This is a genomic window from Bacteroides faecichinchillae JCM 17102 (assembly GCF_000614145.1).
In the GTDB taxonomy this organism is placed as follows: Bacteria; Bacteroidota; Bacteroidia; order Bacteroidales; family Bacteroidaceae; genus Bacteroides; species Bacteroides faecichinchillae.
This window is the reverse complement of sequence record NZ_BAKK01000002.1, coordinates 156,576-179,721: the sequence shown is the minus strand read 5'-3', so window position 1 is coordinate 179,721 and position 23,146 is coordinate 156,576. Positions and strand designations below refer to the sequence as shown.

Genomic DNA, 23,146 nt, shown 5'->3' with positions numbered 1-23,146 from the left:
AAGGAGTAGATTTATGGAAACAACCAGACAGAATAAGATTTCTCGCCTGTTGCAAAAAGAATTGAGCGAGATATTCCTGTTGCAAACCAAGGCAATGCATGGAACATTGGTATCTGTAAGTACAGTACGGATCAGTCCAGATATGAGCATTGCTCGTGTTTACCTCAGTATATTTCCTTCTGAGAAAGCAGAAGAAATGGTGAAAAATATTAATGAAAATATGAGGTCCATTCGTTATGAACTTGGGACTCGGGTACGTCATCAATTGCGTATCATCCAGAACTAAAGTTCTTTGTGGATGATTCTCTGGATTATATCGAAAAGATTGATTCATTGCTGAAGTGAATTTTCCTTTCTACATAGCCAAGCGTTATCTTCTCTCTAAAAAGAAACATAATGCTATTAATATCATTTCCGGCATTTCTGTGTGCGGAGTAGCTCTTGCTACGCTGGCTTTAGTCTGTACTCTTTCTGTTTTCAACGGATTTCAAGATATGGTAGCTAGCTTTTTCACAGCATTCGATCCGGAACTAAAGATTATTGTGCGTGAAGGTAAAGTGTTTGATGGACAGGATGAACGGATTCGCGCGATTTCTGCATTGCCTGAAATAGATGTCTTTTCAGAATCACTTGAAGAGAATGCAATGGTGCAGTATAAAGATCGTCAGGCTATGGTAGTTCTCAAAGGAGTGGAAGATAACTTTAACCAGCTGACTGAAATTGATAGCCTTCTTTATGGAGCTGGAGAATTTTTACTCCATGATTCTATTGTGGATTATGGGATTATGGGAGTGGAGTTAGTGGCAACACTGGTACAGGATTGCAATTTGTTGATCCTTTGCAGGTATATCTTCCTAAAAGGAATGTGAAAGTAAATATGGCGAATCCGGGAGCTTCTTTCAATCATGATTATCTTTATTCTCCAGGCATTGTTTTCTCTGTAAATCAGCAGCAATATGATGCTAAATATATTCTTACTTCTCTTGATTTCTTGCGTCATCTGTTGGATTATACAACAGAAGTTTCTGCCATTGAATTGAAATTGAAGCCAAACGTGAATCTCGCTTCTGTTCAAGCTAATATAGAAAAAATACTGGGAAGTGATTTTGTAGTGCAAAACCGTTATCAACAACAAGAAGATGTATTTCGTATTATGGAGATTGAGAAATTAGTCTCCTATCTGCTTATAACATTTATTTTAATGATCGCTTGTTTTAATGTGATAGGTTCACTTTCTATGTTGATATTGGATAAGAAAGATGATGTTGTTACATTGCGTAGTCTTGGGGCAAGTGATAAAATGATTTCTCGAATATTCTTGTTTGAAGGACGGCTTATCTCTCTTTTCGGTGCTTTTTCCGGTATTATTATGGGATTGATTTTGTGTTTCATCCAAGATAAGTTTGGTATCATTACTCTTGGTGGTGGAAATGGTACTTTTGTGGTAGATGCTTATCCTGTGAGTGTTCATGTCTGGGATATCGTACTTGTTTTTGTGACAGTGTTGACGGTTGGATTCCTTTCTGTATGGTATCCTGTACGTTATTTAAGTAAGCGCCTTTTATGATATTTTTCTTTTCTCTTGTCTTTAAATAGCAAAGTTCGTATTTGATTTTCTGATACTTGCATCAGATATTTAATAAAAGTCATTTGTATTAAAGATTATTTTTTTATTTTTGAAACTGAGTAGTGTCATATAATGGCTAATAAGTAGTATATCATAATTAATTAATACTATTGAAGATCATCCACATATAGCAAACTAATTTAGAAGGAGTACTTATTATATTAGGCATTATAATGTTTCCTATTTAGAATCTTGGAAATATTTAGGTACAAGTTAATATAAAAATACTTTTATGGATCAATCTGCAATGAAAAGAAAAACAATATGGCAGATATATCTCTTGTTTTTGTTTATTTCCGTATCCGGACAAACGTCTGCTCAAATAAATGATTCCATATACACATTCAAGGCAGGACGGTTGGAACGCACTTACTACCTTCACAAGCCTATTGGTTTGGCAGAAGACGCACCGCTCGTTTTTGTACTGCATGGATATGGCGGTAATGCGCGATTTCGTGAACATGCTATTCTAGATTCCTTAGCCGATCAGAAAGGGTTTGCTGTTTGTTATCCGCAGGGGGTAAAAGACGGCAGAGGAAAGACTTGTTGGAATGTTGGCTATCCGTTCCAAGAAAATATGACTGTCGATGATGTAGATTTTTTATGTAAGCTGGCACGACATTTACAGAAAAAGTATCAGCTGAGCAAAGTAAATACGTTTTGTACCGGACTTTCGAACGGTGGAGAGATGTGTTATTTGTTGGCGTATGAAAAACCTGATGTCTTTTCTGCTGTTGCTCCCATAGCGGGATTAACTCTGGTCTGGATGAATAAAATACTCAAATGTCGAAAACCGATTTCATTGTTTGAAGTACATGGGACAGAAGACAGGACTTCAGAATGGTGTGGTGATCCAACTAATAAAGGTGGTTGGGGGGCTTATATGGCTGTACCTTTAGCGGTGGGTTACTGGGCTGCACAAAATCATTGTACCTATGAAGTCACAGATACGCTTCTGGTCAAAAAAAACAAAAATGATCACTATGTTATTACCCATAAATATATGGGAGGTGACAATGAAAATGAGGTTTGGTTGTATGAGGTCGTGAATGGTAAACATGGATGGGCCTTGCAAGATTTAAATACATTTGAAGAGATCTGGAGCTTTTTTGAGAGATGTATAAAGTAGTCTAAGTTTGATATTGAAAGAATATTTTGATAGTATGATATTAGAGTTTAATTGATTTAATAATAAAGGCGTAGTTAAGATTTTATTCTCTAATCTACGCCTTCTAATTTTATATCATAGATGGGAATTATTTTACTTCCCAAGTATCATTGGTCATCAACAGTTCCTGGAAATTGTGGTATTTCTTTTTACTTTTTACTTCCTCGATTTGTTCATCAATTGCATCGTTGTATGTTGGTGCTTCAATGTCACGAATCACACCCAATGCAATCGGAAAGTCAGGACCTTCCATCAATGCGAGCTTTAATTGTAATGTGTTATCTTGGCAATGAGCGTCATGCACCAAAATATCTTTTTCTGTTACACCATTCTCACCAAGCTTTACAACTTTCAGACCGAAACCTTCCTGCATCAATCCGAACTCTTTGTTTTCACCAAACAACATCGGTTTGCCATGTTCCAGGTAAATAGCATTCTTGGCACGTCCTTCTTTCGTTGCTACGGAAGCATGTGTGCCATCGTTGAAAATAACACAGTTCTGAAGAACTTCAACTACTGAAGCACCTTTATGATGAGCTGCTTTTTTTAACACTTCTACAGTTGCCGCAGCATCTACAGCTACACAGCGTGCAAAGAAACGTCCACGAGCCCCAAATGTGAGTTCTGCCGGACGGAACGGATCTTCTACAGTGCCATAAGGAGAAGACTTGCTGACAAATCCACGAGCTGAAGTCGGTGAGTATTGTCCTTTGGTTAGACCATAAATACGATTGTTCAACATAATCATATTTAAATCGATGTTACGACGAATAGCGTGAATAAAGTGGTTTCCACCAATTGCCAGACCGTCACCATCTCCGGAAATCTGCCAGATAGTCAATTCCGGATTGGCAACTTTTGCGCCAGTTGCAATGGCTGCAGCACGTCCGTGAATAGTATGGAACCCATAGGTATTCACATAGTAAGGTAGACGGGAAGAACAACCGATACCGGAGATCACGGCAATGTTGTGCGGAGCTACTCCCAGTTCGGCCATAGCCTTATGCAGTGAGTTCAGGAAAGCGTGGTCACCACATCCCGGACACCAGCGAGGTTGGCCTGATTTATAATCTTGCATGGTATATACTGTTTCGCTCATCTCTTATTCCTCCAATAATTTAGTGAATGCATCTATCAATTCTCTTGTAACGAAAGGTTGTCCTTTCACTTGATTGAACTGGCTGATGTTTAATCCAGGTATCTTCATACGCAGATAACCGGCAAACTGTCCCAAGTTCTGTTCTGCTACGATGATTTTTTTGTATTTACGTAGTACGTCAGCTGTATTCTTTGGTAACGGATTGATGTATTGGAAGTGAGCAAAAGCCACTTTCTTTCCATGATCACGCATAAAGTCCATAGCCAGACGGAGATGTCCGTAAGTTCCTCCCCAACCAACGATCAACAAATCTGCATCCTCGTCACCTAACACTTTCAATTCAGGGATAGAATCTGCAATCTTATCTACTTTCGCTTGGCGAAGGTGTACCATCTTGTCATGGTTTTCCGGTTCAGTGGAGATCGCACCAGTTTCGTTGCTTTTCTCAAGGCCACCGATACGGTGCATAAAGCCTTCTGTTCCCGGAACAGCCCAATAACGTACTCCTGTTTTTTCGTTACGTTGGTATGGAGTCCATTTGCCAGCCATATCTGGAGTAACGTATGGAGGATTGATGGATGGATATTCATCCAAATTTGGAAGCTTCCAAGCAGCAGAACCGTTAGCGATGAAAGCGTCAGTCAGCAATACCACCGGAGTCATGTGTTCCAATGCTATTTTGGCAGCCATATATGCGGATTCGAAACAGTTAGTTGGAGAAGTAGCGGCGATGACAGGCATTGGACTTTCACCGTTACGTCCGTAAAGTGCTTGCAACAAGTCAGTTTGTTCCGATTTCGTAGGCAATCCGGTAGAAGGGCCACCACGTTGTACATTGACAATAACCAATGGAAGTTCTCCGATTACAGCAAGGTTCATTGCTTCACTTTTTAAACATACACCCGGGCCGGAAGTCGTTGTAACAGCGAGTGCGCCGGCAAAAGCAGCACCTACAGCCGAAGCACAACCAGCAATTTCATCCTCGCATTGTACGGTTTTTATTCCAAGGGATTTATGTTTGGATAATTCGTGTAGAATATCAGTTGCCGGGGTGATAGGATAGGAACCTAGATAAAGTTCCAGACCGGCTTTCTCGGCAGCAGCAATCAGTCCGTAGGAGGTTGCTTTATTGCCGTTGATATCTGTATAAAGACCTTTTGCTTTTGGAGCTTTGCTTTCAATTTTATAAGTAGAGGTAGAAGCATGAGTATTAGCTCCGTAGTTGTAACCATCGTTTAGAATCTTAATATTAGCTTCCGCAATCTCAGGTTTCTTGGCAAATTTCTCACGCAACATCTTTTCTGCTGCTGACAGGTTACGGTTGAATAACCAGCAAACCAATCCGAGTGCGAACATATTTTTACAACGGAGGATTGTTTTGTTGTCTAGTCCGGAATCTTTCAAACTCTCTTTACACATGGAAGAGATAGGAACTTCCAGTATTTCTTGTTTGATGCCTAATTCTTCAAAAGGGTTGTTAGTCGTGAATTTGGCTTTTTCTAGATCTCTGGCTTCGAATGAGTCGGAGTCCGTAATGATCAGTCCTTGCGGTTTACAGAATTTGATTTGAGTTTTCAGTGCTGACGGATTCATTGCTACTAATACGTGACAACGGTCTCCTGGAGTATATACTTGTCCGGCACCTACATGGATTTGGAAACCGGAGACACCGGTCAGCGAACCTTGCGGGGCACGGATGTCTGCCGGATAGTCGGGGAATGTACAGATGTCATTACCTACTGTTGCCGACACGTTCGAGAAGATGTTACCGGCTAGCTGCATACCGTCGCCGGAGTCGCCGGAGAAACGTACTACTACTTCCTCCAATTCTTTAACCATCATTTCGTCTGCCATAACTTTAATTACTATATTTAATTTTAAAATTGATTTTGCTTTCAATTTGTGAGTGCAAAGGTCGGAAAGTTAATCGAATTATCAAAATAAATCGAGCTTTATTGTCCTATTGACGCTAAAGATTTGAAATAACTGAAAGGAACCTGTATTTTTATTCTTGTTAAATCAATAGAAACCTTTATCTTTGCAACCAAAATAGAAACGGCCTTGTAGTTCAACGGATAGAATAGAAGTTTCCTAAACTTTAGATAGGGGTTCGATTCCCCTCGAGGCTACCACTTTGTCCATGTCTATGTGATTTGCTTGATGTGCTGTCACATCTTCTCTTTAATTTAAGTATTTCTCTGTTGTCCATGTTTCTTTAAGGTCTAATATACTACTTACAACTATTTTGTGAACATCTTATTCGCTGTAAAGATACTCTTTTCGATTTTAATTTGCGAATAGAATCCTTTTTATTCTTTAAATATATAGCGTAAATGTTAATCAACTTATTTTGTTGTAAAATGATTTTATATTCTCTCTTTGGCTTAAATTTGGGGTTAATAAATATAATCTAATTAGGTGAAGAAATTAATTCTATGTTGTTAAACTGTTGAAGACCTTTTTATTATACATTTTTATTTCTTTATTTTCAATAATTGTTTAGTTAAATAATGAATTTATAGTATTCATATTGTAAAAACTTAGATGAAAAAAGTGTTTATTTTATTTATGGTATTGTTAATGATATCAGATATTGCTGGGCAAACAAGGATTAAAAAAGATGAGTGTTCAGCTTTAAAGACTTTACTTTTTCCATCACTAAATGAGATGGAAAAGTAAGTGGGTATTTGAAGGTGGGCAATGTAATTAGATGTTTTATAAAGATAATAATGTTTTAGGTATTACTTTAGCGGTAGAATGTCTCGATTTTTTAGGAAAAGATCCTCAGTGTTCTTGTTCCTATATAATTCTTCCTATGTTTGAGACTGATGGTGGTAAATATTGTATATTGGGATATTCGCCTTTACATTGTCTACAATTTCTGATGTGGCATTCATTACAGCTGTTGCTCGTAGGGAGCCGTTCGAACCAGACTGACCGAGTGATTAACTAAAAAATAAAGTTTATGAATGAATAATTGTTATCGTGCTAGTTATATTCGCTTATGGGTTGATTAGTTATTAATTTAGCGAAAAATCTTCATCTAAAGCTGAAATACAAAATGAAGGTAATAAATCTATCTGCAAAGAAATATGTAGAGGATAATACCTATATTGATCTTAACGTAAATTCATTACAGGCAACAAATGCTACGAATACTACGCGAAATGTTAAGGAGATGATTTGGCTCGAATGGAGGCCGCTTTATATCGTTTTTACAGTCAAGTGAAATTGGAAGAAGGTGGATATGTTTGTAACTTTGTCCTCTGCTAATGAGATAAATGTCTCTTCCACCGTATATACAACTCTATTGAATAACATAAATGATATGAATATCTCTTATAATAAGTCTAGGTCAGAAGGCAAAAAATGTTGTATTTCCTATTAATAAAGCATATTTAGTTTTTTTATTAGAATAGGTTTTGAAGTTCTCTATCATAGAAAGTTATTCTAATGGAATGATATTCTTTATCTTTTTATGTAAAAATCCCCTTATTTTAATCCTATTTCTCAAATGAAGGAGGACAAAATAAGGGAATTTTTTAAAGATGCATCAATGAGTATTCCATTGATGCTCTTTTTGCTATGTATGATTATTAATCTTCAGTAGCTTTTTTACCTTTCATCATATTGTATGCGATCGGAGAAGCAATAAACAATGAAGATAATGTACCGATTACTACACCGAGGATCATTGCAAATGCAAAGCTGCGGATTGAGTCACCACCAAGGATGAAGATACACAACAATACGATCAATGTACTCAATGAAGTATTAATAGTACGCGCCAGCGTAGTATTCAAAGAATCATTGAATAACTGACGTTTATCACGTTTCGGATACAAACCGAAGAACTCACGTACACGGTCGAAAATTACCACCTTGTCATTGATAGAGTAACCGATAGCCGTCAAGATAGCACCGATGAATGTTTGGTCGATCTCCAATGAGAACGGCACGAAACCCCACAACAGTGAGTAAGCACCAATAATCATAATGGTATCACAAGTCAATGCAACAATAGAACCTATACTATAAGCAATGTTGCGGAAACGAATCAGGATGTAAAGGCCGATAGCGAACAATGCCAGAACAACTGACCAGATAGCACCTGTCTTAATGTCATCAGCGATACTTGGACCTACTTTCTGGGAGCTAACGATACTACCACCTGTATGATTATCACGGTCGATGAAAGTAGCTAAGTCAATATTCTGAGTCAGCAACGGTTTCAGTGTTTCATACAAGAAACTTTCGATTTCAGAATCGACGTTATTACCTTCATCATTAATACGGTAGTTGGTACTGATACGTACTGTCTTTTTATCTGTACCGATAGCAATAACACTTACGTTAGCTTCACCGAACTTACTTGAGATCAGTTCGCGAACTTGTTCCGGTTCTATAGGTTTTTCGAACTGTACCTTAAAATTACGTCCACCGGTAAAGTCAATGCTTTGACTTAAACCACGGTATGCGAATGAAGTAATACAAGCAAGGATGATTATACTTACAATGATCAACGCTTTCTTGTTGGTTCCCATGAAGTCGAAGTGAGTATTTACCAGCAAGTTTTTAGAAATCTTAGAAGTAAATGTCAAATTCAACCACTTATCTTTACTCATGAAGTGTTCGTATACCAAACGAGTTATGAACACAGCTGTAAAGAAGGAAATCAAAATACCGATAATCAAAGTTGTAGCAAAACCACGGATAGGACCTGTACCGAAGTTGAACAGGATGATACCCGTAATAATAGATGTCAGGTTAGAGTCAAAGATTGCAGAGAAGGCGTTAGAGTAACCGTCAGCAAGTGCTTTCTTCACTCCTTTACCAGCTCGTAACTCTTCTTTTGTACGTTCGTAGATAAGTACGTTTGCATCCACTGCCATACCCAAAGCCAATACCATACCGGCAATACCTGACATTGTCAATGCCGCTTGGAAGGAAGAAAGGATACCCAGTGTGAAGAAAAAGTTGAGGATTAATGCTCCATTAGCAACCATACCTGGGATAAAGCCATACATAGAACACATATAAATCATCAACAGGATTAGAGCCACAACAAATGAGAAAATACCTGCATTGATAGATTCTTGACCCAATGACGGTCCAACAATATCTTCCTGTACGATGTGAGCCGGAGCAGGCATCTTACCAGATTTCAATACGTTTGCCAAGTCTTTTGTTTGTTCTGGGGTAAAACTTCCGGAGATTTCAGAACGTCCACCTGTAATTTCCTTATCTACACCCGGTGCAGAATATACATAGTTATCAAGTACGATAGCGATGTGTCCTTTTTCGGTAGGATTTGCTACTTTTTTAGTTAGCTGTGCCCAACGGCGAGCACCATCGTTATTCATTGCCATGGTAACAATTGGCTTACCATACTGGCTGAATTCGTCTTTTGCATCAACGATAACGTCACCTTCTAACGGAGCTTTACCGTTACGTTCGGTTAATCTGATGCCATATAATTCAAATGTCTGCTTTTTCTTGTCAAAATCAGCGGCAGCTACACCCCATTTCAGGCTAAGGTCTTTCGGGAGTTGTGCTTTTACTTCTGGCATAGCCAGATATTTATTGATTTCAGCAGTGTCCTTATAGTTTGCATAGCCAATTACAGGACCTTGGCCGCTGGTGTTCAATTGAAGAATAGCCAACAATGGATATTGCTTTTTAGCTTCTTCTATATTTACAGCAGTAGTATTTTCATTCTTATCTCCTTTCAGTGCAGCTGCAAGGCTGTCCGCAGCGCTGACCGCTTTATTGCTCGGAGTGGCTACTGTAAGTTCGGCAGCAGGGATTGTATCAGCAGTGTTTGCAGTAATAGAGTCCGTTGTATTTTCCTGAGTCAGAATAGTACGCAATTTAGCATCGGCAGCTTGCATAGCCGGAAGTAAATCCTTTGCTATATAAGTTTCCCAGAATTCCAGATTGGCAGAACCTTGAAGAAGTTTCCTCACACGTTCAGGTTCTTTGATACCTGGAAGTTCCACCATGATACGTCCCATCTTGTCTTCCAAACTTTGGATATTTGGCTGAACAACGCCGAAACGGTCGATACGAGTACGAAGTACGTTGTATGAGTTTTCAACGGCAGCTTTAACTTCTTCTCTCAATACTTTTTCAACTTCTGCATTTGAAGATTTCTGATTGATTTTGTCTTTCAGCTGTTGAGTTGCGAATAGTTCGGATAATTTTGCATCCGGAGCGGCTTTATGGTATTCTTTGACGAATAGAGTGATGATATCGTCTTGGCTATTGATAGCTTGTTTAGCGGCTTCAGCCAATGCTTTGTTGAAAACTTCATCCGGCTTATTGTCAGCTAATGCTCTGATAACATCCGGTACAGAAACTTCAAGGATAACGTTCATACCACCTTTTAGGTCCAAACCTAAACCAATCTCCATCTCACGACATTGTTTCAGCGTCCAGTTACCCAGCCATACCTTCTCATTTGCGAGAGAATCGAGGTAGTCTTGTTCTACTTGAGCGTCACCTTTCGCAATTTCTTTCGCCTTATTTGTATAATGGCGAGTCACGAAGGAGAAGGAGAGGTAGAACACGCATACCAGCGTGAGTAATACCGCAAAAACCTTTACAAATCCTTTGTTTTGCATTTTACTTTTAATTTATGATGATTACTTTTTTAATTTAATTTTTCGTTAATTCTGTCGTATACAAGTCCATTTTGTCGTATACAAGGCTGCAAATATAGTTTTTTTTTCACATTCATGTGTTATAAGCCCTCAAATATTTGATGTTTAAGGGTTTTTTTGCCGAATTATTTCATTCCTCTGTTTTTTAATAATGGCTCTAGACTGGGCTCTGTCCCACGGAAACTTTTGTAAAGTACCATTGGGTCTTCACTATCTCCTTTTTCCAATACGTTGTAGCGGAACAGATCTGCGGTGCTTTTATCAAAAATACCATGTTCTTTGAAAGCTTCAAAGGCATCATTATCTAATACATTAGCCCAGAGATAGCTATAATATCCGGCTGCATATCCACCAATGATATGGTTGAAGTAAGTCGTGCGGTAACGTGGTGCGATTTCGGGGATTAAACCGAGCTTATCCATCGCTTCTTTTTCATATGAAAGTATATCCATATTATTTACATCTGTCAGAGTGTGTAAGTTCATGTCGAGGATGGCGGCTGCAAGTAATTCAGTAGTCATGAATCCCTGATTGAATGTTTTTTGTTTTTGAATTTTTTCGATGATTTCGTCGGGGATTATTTTACCGGTCTGATAATGTTTTGCATACATTTTCAATACTTCTGGTTCGGTTGCCCAATGTTCGTTAATTTGCGAAGGAAGTTCTACGAAATCACGTACGACATTAGTGCCTGAAGTACCTTTATATTCGCATTTAGTCAGTAAACCGTGCAATCCATGTCCGAATTCGTGGAACAGTGTTTCCACTTCATCCATCGTTAGTAAAGATGGAGTATTACCTATGGGTTTTGTAAAACTAGCTACATTACATACTAATGGACGGGTTGATCCTTGCTGTTCGCGGTAATTACTCATCCATGCACCGCCGCTTTTTCCCGGACGAGGAAAATAATCTACATAGAAAATACCAAGCTGAGATCCATCTGTATCTTTTACTTCGAAGACTTCTACGTCCGAATGATAAGTTGGAATACCTTCCAATTTATTTAGTGTAATCCCATAGAGCTTGTTTGCTACTGTGAAAGCACCTTCTCTTACGTTTTCCAGTCTAAAATAGGGTTTAGTTTCCTCTTCGGATAAATCGTATTTTTCTTTTCGCAGTTTCTCTGTATAATACCACCAATCCCATGCTTCCAATTTTTCTCCTTTTCCTTCTTTGTCCATTATTTTTTGGAGATCGATGGCTTCAGCTTTTGCTTTTGGTAGTGCGTAACTCCAAAGATTGTTCAAAAGATTCATGACGTTATCGGCATTCTTCGCCATTGTTTCATCCAAAACAAAATTGGCGTAGCAGTCAAATCCTAATAGATTTGCTTTCTCCAGACGAAGAGAAACAATTTTCCGGATTATTTCTTTGTTGTCATAAGAATCGTTATTGTTTCCCCTATTAATGTAGGCCTTATATATTTTCTCCCGGAGAGGGCGATTCTCTGAATATTGCAAGAAAGGCAGACGACTGGCGTTGTGCAATGTGAATAGCCATTTATTAGCTTGTCCGGCAGCTTTAGCTTCTTCAGCGGCACTCTGGCGCAACCAATCAGGTAGTCCGGCTAAATCTTCTTCTTTATCCACAAAGAGTTGGAAGGCATTATTTTCATTCAGTATATTGTTGCTGAAAGTGATACCGAGTGTAGAAAGTTCTTTGTTGATGTCACGAAGTCGGGCTTGTTTATCAGTGCTGAGGTTGGCTCCGGAACGTATAAATCCTTTATAAGTTTTTTCTAACAAACGTTTCTGTTCGGACGTGAGGTTACAGGAATCTTTTTGCTGATACACAGCGTTTACACGATTAAATAAGTCTTTGTTTAATGAAATATTGTCTTCGTGTTCGGAGAGTACTGGAGCTAATTTGATTGAAAGTTCAGTTAGTTGATCGGTCGTTTCTGCATCTGTCATGTTAAAAAAGATAGCACTGACACGATTGAGTATAGGAGCACTATTATCTAATGCTACTATAGTATTTTCGAAATTGGGTATTTCTGTATTTTCGATGATCGCCTCGATACGATGATTTTGTTCTTCAATACCTTTGAGAAAAGCAGGTTCATAATGTTCTAATTTTATTTTATCGAATGGAGGAACTCCATTTTCTGTTTGAAACTCTGTGAAAAAGGGGTTGTTTTCTGTTTTTGTAGAACAAGAGTAGATCATACAACTTATTGCTAAAATGGTTAGTGTTTTTTTTATCATAATAGGGGATATATTAAAAAATCAGTATTTATCGTTTGGTTATATGGCACCAGATAGGATAATGGTCTGAATCTTTGATAGAACGGTCTACTGTACAGTTATAGGTTTTCAGATTCGGACTAATAAGGATATTGTCTATCCGGAAATAAAATTTATTTTGGTTGTAGGAGATACCTAATCCTTTGCCGGATTGCGTAAAGGCATCATTCAAATGTTGTGTCAGTATCCGGTGTGTGTAAGAGATGGAGACATCGTTGAAATCGCCACAAGCAATAATAGTAGGATATTTACTTTCTGTGATAGCGTTGGCAACAGAATCAACTTGTGCGGAGCGAATAGAGGAAGCTTCTGCTAGTTTCTTGACGAGTTGGCGGAGTCCGGTTTTTACCTTTTTAGCATTTGGGTCATTAATCATGTCTTCATATATTCCTCTGTCTTCCTTGGTGAGTTTGTTTGATTCCAAGTGATTATTGATTAGAGTGATGGTGTCTTCATTTACTTTTAATGTGTATTGCATAGAGCCATTGTAGGAACTTTCATAGTTGATAGGACTTACTGCGAGTATAGGGAATTTTGAAAAACAAGCAAGTTGAGAATCACCCGTTCCAGGTCGGCGAATAGAATAATAGGGGTAGGCTTTTAAGGCTCTTTTTATATCTTTTTCTGTCACATACTTTTGATTTTCGGATGCGTTGTATTCCTGTAAGCAAATAATATCTGCACCACTCTCAGACAGGTAGGACAGTATTGGGCTTTGTCCGTCCTTCTTTTCCATATTGTTAAATCTCATTACATTATAGGAGAGAAGTTTAATGCTATTCTCTGGTATGGATTTGTCGGTAAAGTTAATAGGTATATAAGTTTGTATCTGCGAATGGCAGATCAGAAAACCGATAATTGTCAGGATAGTGTAACGGTAATTAATGATTAACCAAAAAATAACAAAGCCGATATTTATGACTAAAAAAATAGGAAATGTTAGTCCTAGACATGAAGCAAGTGGATGTATTTTCGGATGAAGATACGGACTATAAGCAGTCAAGATTAACATTCCTACAAAGAATGCGTTGATTGCTAAAATTAAATATGAGACAATTTTGCCAAAATGTTTCATGCTTCTATCTTTTGCTTGCATCAAACAAGCTTTTCTTTTCTTCTGTTGTCAGACTTTCGTAACCGGATTTTTTTAGTTTTTCCAGTATGCGGTCTACTTCTTCTGATTGTGCTTTTTTGCGTGCATTGTAATCGTAATCCTTATCACGAGAAGTCTGGCCGCCATAATGCACTTTCATTTTTGGTTTGCGCTTCCATGTCTTTTTTTTGAATAAAGACATGAAACTGTCCAGCAATCCATTGATCCATCTGGTTATATCTTTTCCTTTGCTTAGACACGCGGCGAACCAAAGTCCGGCAAGAGCACCTCCCAAATGGGCAATATGTCCTCCTGCATTACTTGAAGTAACAAATAACAAGTCAGTTCCTATCACAATTAATGCCAGGTATTTCAGACGTAATGCACCAAAAAGGAAAAGTTGTACTTTGTAATTGGGTTCCCTGTAAGCGGTAGCTGCTACGATGGCCAATACAGATGCGGAAGCACCTACTAAAGTGGAGCTTGAAACAGCGTGGCTGAAATAAGGGAATATATTGTAAGCAGCCATATAAAGTAAACCACCACAAACCCCTCCTAGGATATATAACCCACGTAAATGTTTTGCAGAAAAGAAATAGAGGAATAAGCTTCCAAACCAGTATAGCCAAAGCATATTGAACAGAATATGCATAAAACCGGCGTGCATAAACATATAAGTGAAAAGTGACCATGGTTGAAGAATGAACCGGGGAAAAGAAGCCGGTAAAGCAAATAGATCAAATATTCCTGTGGCACTTTGGTTGAACAACTGCAAGGATACACTTATTAATGTGCCAATAACAAAAATGGCTACATTGATAAAAATTAGTTGGATGAAGATATTTCCTCTTCTGAATGTTTCTTTTAAATCAGCTATAATATGTCCCATTACCTCTACTTTTTTTTCTCCAATATAAAATTAAGATAAGTCCGAATAACATTCCCCCCAGATGGGCGAAATGGGCGACATTATCTCCTGCGCTATTGGATAGTCCTGACCATAATTCAATTGCAGCATATCCGATAACAAAAAACTTTGCTTTGATAGGAAAGGGCAACGGGAAAATAAACAATCGATTATTGGGATACAACATACCGAATGCAAGCAAGATGGCATATACGGCTCCCGAAGCACCTACAGTAGTCCAATTGTTGAGGTAACTCTGTACAGTCATATTGGTAATACCTCCTACTAGATTTCTTACAGGAATCATGTCTGATAACTGTAACTGTGAAAGATCGCTGGTTGCATAAGTAGCAAATTGAACACCTTCCTGAATAAGCCCTGCACCAATACCACAAGCAATATAGTAAAACAAAAAACGTTTAGGTCCCCAAGTTTGTTCGAGAATCGGGCCGAACATAAATAAGGCGAACATATTAAAAAAGATGTGGAGGAATCCAGCATGCATAAACATATAAGTTATAAGTTGTGCTGGATTAAAATCGCTTGCGAGGAAAAAATGTAATCCTAGATAATTAGTTAAGTCTATGCCGTAACGTTGGGCAACAATCGTTCCAAAAAATATAAGTATATTGATAATTATCAGGTTTTTAGTTACAGTTGGCATCATTTTGATTTCTGATTATTTATAGTTTAAATGCAAAAGTACGAATAAATTCTGTTTTAAAGCATGAAAATGACATCCTATTAGCTCTTTTTCAATAAATTGCTGCGTTTTTTTGATGTTTTTATTTGATATGTTGTTTTGTTCGTCTATATTTGTAAGGTTCTTGTGAGAAATCTTTTGTGTAACATATATATTAATTAATCATTTTACGTATCATGAATAAGTCTGAACTTATTAGTGCAATGGCTACCGAAGCTCAAATGAGTAAAGCCGATGCAAAGAGAGCTCTTGAGGCTTTCATCACTTCAGTTACTAATGCTATGAAAGCTGGTGACAAAGTATCTTTGGTTGGTTTTGGAACTTTCGCTGTTAGTGAAAGAGCTGCAAGAACCGGTATTAATCCTTCTACAAAGGCAAGTATTACTATTCCTGCTAAGAAAGTAGCTAAATTTAAACCGGGTGCTGAACTGTCTGCAGCTGTTGAATGAAATATATGGTTGAAAGAAATTAAAAAGAGGAGGCGCGTTGCGTCTCCTTTTTTTGTATCTTTGCGCGCAAGAAACAACTTGATTATGAAGATAGAAGATAAACTTGTAGAGTCCGTTATCAACGGACTGAAAGCACTTTACGGTCAGGAAGTGCCTGTGAAGATGGTGCAATTGCAGAAGACCAAGAAAGAATTTGAGGGACATCTGACATTAGTCGTATTTCCATTCTTGAAAATGTCAAGAAAAGGACCGGAGCAGACAGCTCTGGAAATAGGTGAATACTTAAAGGCAAATGAACCGGCTGTGGCAGCTTTTAATGTGATAAAAGGTTTTCTGAACCTGACTATTGCTTCAGCTACTTGGATTGAATTGCTTAATGGTATTCAAGCTGATGAACAATATGGTTTGGTAAAGGCTACAGAAAAGTCTCCGCTAGTTATGATTGAGTATTCTTCTCCGAACACGAACAAACCACTACACTTAGGCCATGTACGCAATAATCTTTTAGGAAATGCATTGGCCAATATTGTTGCTGCTAATGGTAATAAAGTTGTCAAAACAAATATTGTAAATGATCGTGGAATCCATATTTGTAAATCTATGTTGGCGTGGAAAAAATATGGTAATGGAGAGACTCCTGAGAATTCGGGCAAAAAAGGTGATCATCTAGTAGGTGATTATTATGTTTCTTTTGATAAACACTATAAAGCGGAAATTGCGGGACTAATGGCAAAAGGCATGACGAAAGAAGAGGCGGAAGCTGCTTCTCCGTTAATGCAAGAAGCTCGTGAGATGCTTGTTAAGTGGGAGGCTGGCGATCCGGAAGTTCGTGCTTTATGGACTATGATGAATAATTGGGTATATGCCGGATTTGATGAAACCTACAAAAAAATGGGCGTTAGCTTTGATAAAATATATTATGAATCCGATACATATCTTGAAGGGAAAGAGAAAGTAATGGAAGGCCTAGAGAAAGGTTTTTTCTTTAAAAAAGAAGATGGTTCTGTGTGGGCTGACTTGACTGCGGAAGGATTGGATCATAAACTTCTTCTTCGTGGTGACGGGACATCTGTATATATGACTCAGGATATTGGTACTGCTAAACTTCGTTTTGCGGATTATTCGATTGATAAAATGATTTATGTAGTAGGTAATGAACAGAATTATCATTTTCAGGTACTTTCTATCTTGCTTGATAAATTAGGTTTTGAATGGGGAAAGGGGTTGGTACACTTTTCTTATGGGATGGTAGAATTACCAGAAGGTAAGATGAAATCTCGTGAAGGAACTGTAGTGGATGCAGACGATTTAATGGAAGAAATGATTGCTACAGCAAAAGAAACATCGGAAGAACTTGGTAAATTAGATGGGCTGACCAAAGAAGAAGCAGACGATATTGCTCGTATCGTAGGTTTGGGAGCTTTGAAATATTTTATTCTTAAGGTAGATGCTCGCAAGAATATGACTTTCAATCCGAAAGAATCAATTGACTTTAATGGTAATACCGGGCCTTTCATTCAATATACTTATGCTCGTATTCAATCTGTACTTCGTAAAGCGAAAGAGTCGGGGATTGTGATTCCGAAAGAAATTCCTGCAGGTATTCAATTGAGCGAAAAGGAAGAAGGATTGATTCAAATGGTTGCAGATTTTGCTGCTACTGTGAAACAAGCTGGTGAAGATTATAGTCCTTCTATCATTGCAAATTATACATATGACTTGGTAAAAGAGTATAATCAGTTCTATCATGATTTTAGTATTTTGCGTGAAGAGAATGAAGCGTTGAAAATCTTCCGGATTGCTCTTTCTGCAAATGTTGCTAAGGTTGTTCGTTTAGGAATGGGTTTGTTGGGAATTGAGGTTCCCTCTAGAATGTAGGTTGTTTCTCTGAATAAAAGATACTTTTACGGGATTTCTTTACTATTATTTATTAAAGGAATCCCGTATGTTTTATTCTTTCTATCTTTTACTTCGGAATAGAAAAGCAGAAACAGCTTCAGTTTCTTATTCCGAATTGTTGTTTGATTTATGTGTTTTCTGTTACACACTTTATCATTATTTATCACACTATTTGATTTGGATTGGCTCGTTGATGACACCTGCTATTTCATGTGCTTTTACTTATCGAGGACTTATTTTTGCTATTTGTTATGTCTTGATACAAGTAGGGCTAACATTTTACGTTAACTATGTATTGGGTAAGCATCATTTTACGGCAAACTTTAAACGAATTATGGGGTGGTTTTGTATATCATCTTTCTTTGTTGTTGATAAATATAATAATAACGTCAGTATTTATCTTTGTGATTGTTTATGATATGCTATTTCCTGATGCAGGTTATAAGATGAAAGGATAGGTAAGAAAAAACGATATAAAAAATAAACTGTCTCAAGATAGAAATTACTTTTCCGGTGTTCTCAAATTTTGAGACAGTCTATTTATATTAAGAATATAACTTCTATTCTGTAATAACCTTTGACATATCAGGACTATGCCACCAAGTTCCATTGTTTTTTCCGAAACTGGATGCCCAACTCTCAAACTTTGAGTATGCTTCTTTGATACTTGTTTTTTCAACTGGGATCAGGAAGTCCGTTCCTTTTATTGTTCCTACGCTGGCACCACTTATTTGAAGTCCTGTAGGCAAATTCTCATCATTTACGTAATATAGTCCTTCATTTGGATTAGATTTATCAAATTTATCGTTGAAATATGAACTATCCATTTTTTGAGTCGGGGGAAATTTTACAATGTGAGCTTCCCTGCCACGCTCTGAGTTACTGGAAATAATAATGAAAGGATTCATATTAAATTTGCTATAATTCTTTTCCCAATAGGCATTATTGAAGAAAGGTGTAAAAGCTTGTTCCGAGAATTTCTCTTTTACAATGTCTATTGTGACTGTAAAGGTCTTATTCAAAGCCATTTTTATGTCGTCAAATAGGATGATGGTCGGGTAATTTTGTCCGGATTCCAATGTTTGTCCTTCCATGAATTTAGAGGTAATTCCCTCGGACTCGATGCTAACTTTTACTATATCGTTATTGGAAATACCACTGAGCTGATAACCAAATCCATTTTGTGTTGTTGCACCATTATGTTTGGGAACGAATGTATCTACGATCTTTTGTACTTTATCAGTCAATGCACTTTTATAAATGTCACGTTTGTATTCTATAACCATATCATTCATGTCGTAATCTCCTTTGGCTGGCCAATAATCTTCGAATGATAATACACCTTTGAACGAAGTGTAAAAATCGTTGAATGGCGTATCAGGAAGTTCTTCTACGCCACCTGTTTCAATAGACTCTCCATCGGAGAAATCAAGATAGAATACTGCATCACCGAAATTCCCTTGTTTAGTATTGTCAATAGGCTTGAAGTTGGTGGCATCTTCCATTCCAAATGCAACTACTTGCCCTGTCTTGTCTTTTAGAGCTATAGTACGGTGCTCGCCACTATTGTTTAATTTCCGGATAGAGTAAAATGTGCGTTTATTATTTCGTATTCCGGAGTTAGTCTGATTGAAGGAAGATTCCATCATGAACCACGCAATACTTACTCCAGCAGGAAATTCATCTACTAATTCTGTTCCATTCCAATATTTTAATTCTACTCGATCGCCAGTATACATACTGCCTGCTGTGGTAGTAGAGTTACATATAGCAGTTGATATGCGTGGATAAGCGATGATTGGAGTAATATTTGAAACGTTAGTCGGCTTTTGGTGAGTAGGATAAGTAAAGTATCCTACAGTATTCTGCTTTGTAGCTGTGCTAGTAAGCATGACCAAACCAATTTTAGTAGGTTTGACTATATTGATTTCTATGTTTACCCCATCATCTACATATTGTGGAAATTTTTCTCCCATTTTTGCATTCCCCCCTGGTTTGATAAATACTTCGCGAATGTTGTACATAAGCTGGTCATTTATTTCTGTTGTTACAGGAGAAAGGTAAGCTGGGCATCCTATTTGATTCCAGTCACCCAAAATTTTGTAATTATCTGGATATCCATAATTGTTTGGTGTAAAGCTTCTAATCTTGCTTTTGGTATTATTCAGATTCTGTTTAAATGTGTTTTGGTCAAAAGTAATTTTACCATTTACAATTGGAAGTTTGATTGGACTAATTGTTCCGAGAAAATCTGAATATAGATATAATTCCGTCAGATAAGATGGAATAGATATATCACCATTAAAAGCACCATATTTATCAGTACTCCCGCGGTAAACAGGTTCTTCTTCTGTCTTAATGAGATTACCGTTCCCGTCTTCTGAAAGTGGATTTTTAGCATATAACTCAAAAACTACTTGATAGCTTTTAAAATCATAAGATAAATCTACATTGCAATTAGAGGATGTTGTGTATCCAAAGTATGTATCAGCTGGTTTAGCTTCCGGTGTTTGATACAAATCTTTTTCGATACAACTGGATAATGGAGCTAAGCATATAATTCCGTAAATTACTGCTGTGATTTTTTTTGTTAGCATAATCGTTTGTTTGTTTGTAAAACTTGTATTTTAATGTTCCCACTTCTTAGGTTACAAATATAAGTACAATAATGTAGATAAACAAAATATATTAAATGTAAAATGCTAAAATCTAGTAATATAGATCGATAAAAAGAAAAAGCCGGTAAACTGGACATCTCCGAGCTTACCGGCTTTTTTATAAACATATTACTTCAAGATTTTATATCTTTTTGGTGGTGGTAGTTTTAGTCTTCATTTTAGACTTTGGTTTTGCCTTTGTTTTAGGTTCATCTTTGGGCTCCTCTTTCTTTACATTAGGTTTTGCCTTTGGATTAGCAGGTGCCTCAGCTTCTTTCTCTTCTTGTATTTTAATAAGCCCCATACAACTTTCTAGATTCAGATCTTGTGGAACAATATCTTTAGGGATCTTATAGTTTTTGCCTTTATAAGTAATGTAAGGCCCATAACGCCCGTTTAGAATCTCAAGCTCAGGTTCTTCTTCAAACTTCTTGATATGGCGTTTAGCTTCTTTAGTACGTTTTTCTAAGATCAGTTGCTCTGCCTCCTCGAGTGTAATTTTCATTGGATCAAGTGTTTTCGGAAGTGATACATATACCTTATTATGTTGTATATAAGGGCCAAAACGACCAGCGCCTACAGAAACTGTTACCCCTTCGTATTCACCAATAGTACGTGGCAATTTAAATAAATCCAACGCCTCCTCCAATGTGATCGTCTCTAAGGATTGTCCCTTCTTCATTGAAGCGAAACGTGGTTTTTCTTCGTCATCCACTGTTCCTATCTGTACTACAGGTCCGAAACGGCCTATTTTTACAGAAACAGTTTTTCCCGTTCCCGGTTCTTCTCCCAAAATACGTTCTCCTACTTTGTGCTCTGTTTTAATAGACAACGTTTTTTCTACAGATGGATGAAATTGTTCATAGAAGTTTTTCATAATAGAGGTCCACTGTACATCTCCTTCTGCTATTTCGTCGAACTCTTTTTCTACGTTTGCAGTAAAGTTGTAATCTAGGATATCCGGGAAATATTCAGTAAGGAAATCGTTTACTACTGTTCCCGTATCTGTTGGGAAAAGCTTGGCTTTTTCTGTACCGGTAATTTCAGAGTTGGTCTCATCGTTGATTTGATTGTCTTTTAAGGTCAGTACATTGAAGGTACGTTTTTCACCTTCTTTATTACCTTTTTCTACATATTCGCGTTGTTGAATGGTAGAAATGGTAGGGGCATAAGTAGAAGGACGTCCGATACCTAACTCTTCCAACTTACGTACGAGACTTGCTTCCGTATAACGGGGTGGACGCTGAGTGAAACGTTCCGTTGCCATGATGGGACCTTGTTCTAATTTCTGGCCTTTAGTTAAAGGAGGCAATAAATGGCTTTCGTCTTCTTGTTCATTATCATCATCGTAAGATTCGCGATAAACACGCAAAAAACCGTCGAATTTGATTATCTCACCAGTTGCAGTAAAAATGTCACTGCTATTAGTGATTGAAATATTAGCAGTGGTTTTTTCAAGTTCAGCATCGGCCATTTGTGAAGCAATAGTACGCTTCCAGATTAAGCTATATAGTTTTTTCTCCTGTGAACTACCTTCAATAGATTGGTGTTCCATATAGGTAGGACGAATTGCTTCGTGTGCCTCCTGAGCTCCTTTGGTCTTTGTTTCAAAATGGCGGGAGTGTACATAACGTTCGCCCATCATTTGAATAATAGCTTCCTTGCTACTTGTAGTTGCATATTCCGATAGATTCACAGAGTCGGTACGCATATAAGTGATAAGTCCAGATTCATATAAGCGTTGTGCGATCATCATTGTTTGCGCTACAGTATAACCTAACTTGCGTGCAGCTTCCTGTTGCAGTGTAGAAGTAGTGAATGGAGCAGGAGGTGTTTTCTTTATTGGGCGTGTGCTGATATCATCAATGGTGAAAGTAGCCCCCTGACAAGCGTCGAGAAATGCCTTTGCTTCTTTTTTAGTTTTGATGCGACGGGCTAACTCAGCTTTCATCTCAACCAGCTTTCCGTCCGTATCCGGAACCAAGAAAATGGCAGTGACACGATAAGATGCTTCTGTTTTGAATGCATGAATTTCTCGTTCGCGTTCTACAATCAGGCGGACAGCTACAGATTGTACACGCCCAGCGGATAGAGCAGGTTTTACTTTTTTCCAAAGCACAGGAGATAATTCAAAACCAACAATTCGGTCTAGAATCCTTCGTGCCTGTTGGGCATTTACAAGATTGAGGTCAATATCGCGTGGTTGTTCAATTGCTTTTAAAATAGCCGTCTTCGTAATTTCGTGGAAGACGATTCGTTTGGTGTTTTCCGGTTTTAAATTTAAGACTTCATACAGATGCCATGCAATAGCTTCTCCCTCGCGGTCCTCATCGGATGCGAGCCATACTGTTGTTGCATTTGCTGCCTCTGCTTTCAGCGTATTAACCAGAGTCTTTTTGTCTGCCGGAATTTCGTAATGAGGATTGAAGTTCTTTTCTATGTCAATACTGAACTCTTTCTTTTTCAGATCGCGTATATGTCCGTAACTTGAAAGGACTTTGAAATCTTTCCCAAGAAACTTCTCAATGGTTTTAGCTTTTGCCGGAGACTCGACAATGACAAGGTTTTTTTGCATAATTATTTCTTTTATAATGGCCTGTACCATAATATTCGGGGCAAAAGTAAAAAAAAAA

12 protein-coding genes, 1 tRNA gene and 2 pseudogenes are annotated in these 23,146 nt (G+C 37.7%); 6 read left to right on the top strand and 9 right to left on the bottom strand.

Annotated features, from left to right (window positions below):
* Window positions 1–13 precede the first annotated feature (13 nt).
* The 3 genes and pseudogenes from rbfA (at window position 14) to JCM17102_RS01775 (ending at window position 2,756) form a co-directional block, all read left to right on the top strand.
* A pseudogene (rbfA, locus tag JCM17102_RS25760) lies at window positions 14–345 on the top strand (30S ribosome-binding factor RbfA).
* Window positions 342–1,567, top strand: a pseudogene (locus tag JCM17102_RS25755) (FtsX-like permease family protein). The pseudogenes rbfA and JCM17102_RS25755 overlap by 4 nt, the downstream one beginning before the upstream one ends.
* A gap of 292 nt (window positions 1,568–1,859) precedes the next feature.
* Window positions 1,860–2,756, top strand: coding sequence for a CE1 family esterase (locus tag JCM17102_RS01775; protein WP_136498374.1), 897 nt, complete (start codon window positions 1,860–1,862; stop codon window positions 2,754–2,756).
* A gap of 127 nt (window positions 2,757–2,883) precedes the next feature.
* Here the strand turns inward: JCM17102_RS01775 and JCM17102_RS01770 are convergent, their stop codons facing one another.
* On the bottom strand, window positions 2,884–3,894 hold the full coding sequence (locus tag JCM17102_RS01770) for a 2-oxoacid:ferredoxin oxidoreductase subunit beta (protein ID WP_025073736.1): 1,011 nt from the start codon (window positions 3,892–3,894) through the stop codon (window positions 2,884–2,886).
* Window positions 3,895–3,897: 3 nt separating this feature from the next.
* Complete coding sequence (locus JCM17102_RS01765) at window positions 3,898–5,748, bottom strand: 2-oxoacid:acceptor oxidoreductase subunit alpha (RefSeq protein ID WP_025073735.1); 1,851 nt, start codon at window positions 5,746–5,748, stop codon at window positions 3,898–3,900.
* A gap of 203 nt (window positions 5,749–5,951) precedes the next feature.
* On the opposite strand from JCM17102_RS01765, the gene JCM17102_RS01760 reads away from it, so the two are divergent.
* Window positions 5,952–6,026, top strand: a tRNA-Arg gene (locus tag JCM17102_RS01760).
* 1,464 nt (window positions 6,027–7,490) lie between these two features.
* On the opposite strand, the gene secDF is transcribed toward JCM17102_RS01760, so the two are convergent.
* From secDF to JCM17102_RS01720, 5 genes are all read right to left on the bottom strand, one after another.
* Window positions 7,491–10,517, bottom strand: a complete 3,027-nt coding sequence (gene secDF, locus JCM17102_RS01740) for a protein translocase subunit SecDF (protein ID WP_025073733.1) — start codon at window positions 10,515–10,517, stop codon at window positions 7,491–7,493.
* A 164-nt stretch (window positions 10,518–10,681) separates the two neighbouring features.
* The gene (locus tag JCM17102_RS01735; RefSeq protein WP_025073732.1) at window positions 10,682–12,766 is read right to left on the bottom strand and encodes a M3 family metallopeptidase; all 2,085 of its coding nucleotides are present in this window, start codon (window positions 12,764–12,766) and stop codon (window positions 10,682–10,684) included.
* A gap of 28 nt (window positions 12,767–12,794) precedes the next feature.
* On the bottom strand, window positions 12,795–13,880 hold the full coding sequence (locus JCM17102_RS01730) for an endonuclease/exonuclease/phosphatase family protein (RefSeq protein WP_025073731.1): 1,086 nt from the start codon (window positions 13,878–13,880) through the stop codon (window positions 12,795–12,797).
* Between the two features lie 4 nt (window positions 13,881–13,884).
* The gene (locus JCM17102_RS01725) at window positions 13,885–14,787 is read right to left on the bottom strand and encodes a rhomboid family protein (protein ID WP_025073730.1); all 903 of its coding nucleotides are present in this window, start codon (window positions 14,785–14,787) and stop codon (window positions 13,885–13,887) included.
* Window positions 14,768–15,469 (bottom strand): rhomboid family intramembrane serine protease, encoded by a 702-nt coding sequence (locus tag JCM17102_RS01720; RefSeq protein ID WP_025073729.1) that lies wholly within the window; start codon window positions 15,467–15,469, stop codon window positions 14,768–14,770. The genes JCM17102_RS01725 and JCM17102_RS01720 overlap by 20 nt, the downstream gene beginning before the upstream one ends.
* 215 nt (window positions 15,470–15,684) lie before the next feature.
* On the opposite strand from JCM17102_RS01720, the gene JCM17102_RS01715 reads away from it, so the two are divergent.
* Both JCM17102_RS01715 and argS read left to right on the top strand, forming a co-directional pair.
* Window positions 15,685–15,957, top strand: a complete 273-nt coding sequence (locus JCM17102_RS01715) for an HU family DNA-binding protein (RefSeq protein ID WP_025073728.1) — start codon at window positions 15,685–15,687, stop codon at window positions 15,955–15,957.
* Window positions 15,958–16,041: 84 nt separating this feature from the next.
* On the top strand, window positions 16,042–17,835 hold the full coding sequence (gene argS / locus JCM17102_RS01710; RefSeq protein WP_025073727.1) for an arginine--tRNA ligase: 1,794 nt from the start codon (window positions 16,042–16,044) through the stop codon (window positions 17,833–17,835).
* 581 nt (window positions 17,836–18,416) lie between these two features.
* On the opposite strand, the gene JCM17102_RS01700 is transcribed toward argS, so the two are convergent.
* Window positions 18,417–20,453 (bottom strand): LruC domain-containing protein, encoded by a 2,037-nt coding sequence (locus JCM17102_RS01700; protein WP_033886416.1) that lies wholly within the window; start codon window positions 20,451–20,453, stop codon window positions 18,417–18,419.
* A gap of 202 nt (window positions 20,454–20,655) precedes the next feature.
* On the bottom strand, window positions 20,656–23,088 hold the full coding sequence (gene topA, locus JCM17102_RS01695) for a type I DNA topoisomerase (RefSeq protein WP_025073725.1): 2,433 nt from the start codon (window positions 23,086–23,088) through the stop codon (window positions 20,656–20,658).
* Window positions 23,089–23,146: the final 58 nt, after the last annotated feature.